Source organism: Rhodococcus sp. 14-2470-1b (assembly GCF_002259415.1).
Taxonomy (GTDB): domain Bacteria; phylum Actinomycetota; class Actinomycetes; order Mycobacteriales; family Mycobacteriaceae; genus Rhodococcoides.
In genome coordinates this window covers 1-706 of the sequence record NZ_NPFY01000073.1, presented here as the reverse complement: position 1 = coordinate 706, position 706 = coordinate 1, and the positions used below count along the sequence as shown (strand labels likewise).

The following is a 706-nucleotide window of genomic DNA, read 5'->3' as shown; positions in this document are numbered from 1 at the left end:
CATCACCATCGAACTCTCCTACCAACCACACCGCATCACCCACCACACCATCACCACCCTCACCACACTCCTCGACACCGCCCTACACACCCTCGCCACCGCACCCCACACCCGAATCGCCGCCATACCCCTACTCACCGACCACGAAGGCGAACACCTCGCACGATGGTCCACCGGAGCCAGTGAACCCGCAGCCGGCACCACCCTCGACACACTCATCCGCACCCAAACCACCCACACCCCGAACGCCATCGCAGTCACCGACGACTCGAGACAGCAATGGACGTACACAACACTCGATTCCCGCGCAAACGCATTGGCGCACATGCTGTTCGAACACGGCGTACACGTCGGCGACCGCGTCGCAGTCATGCTCCCCCGCAGCGTCGACCTGGTCACCGCACTCCTGGCCGTGATCCGGGTCGGCGCCGCCTACGTCCCCATCGACCCCGACTACCCGAGTGAGCGGATCGGGCACATCCTCGACGACTCCACACCCTCACTCCTGATCACCACCACCGAAATCCGAACGAACACACGCGCAACGAACGAGCTACACCTCGACAACCCCGACATCGCCGCACGCCTCGACACCGGACACACCACCGCACCGGCACTCGATCGCCCACTGACCCCCGCCGACACCGCCTACGTCATCTTCACCTCCGGCACCACCGGACGCCCCAAAGGCGTCATGATCTCCCAC

The 706-nt window shown here is 64.6% G+C and carries 1 protein-coding gene; it reads left to right on the top strand.

Annotation, left to right across the window (positions count from 1 at the left end; all coding sequences use genetic code 11):
- The coding region (locus tag CH293_RS27785; protein ID WP_176460151.1) for an AMP-binding protein at positions 1-706 on the top strand (706 nt) is incomplete at both ends.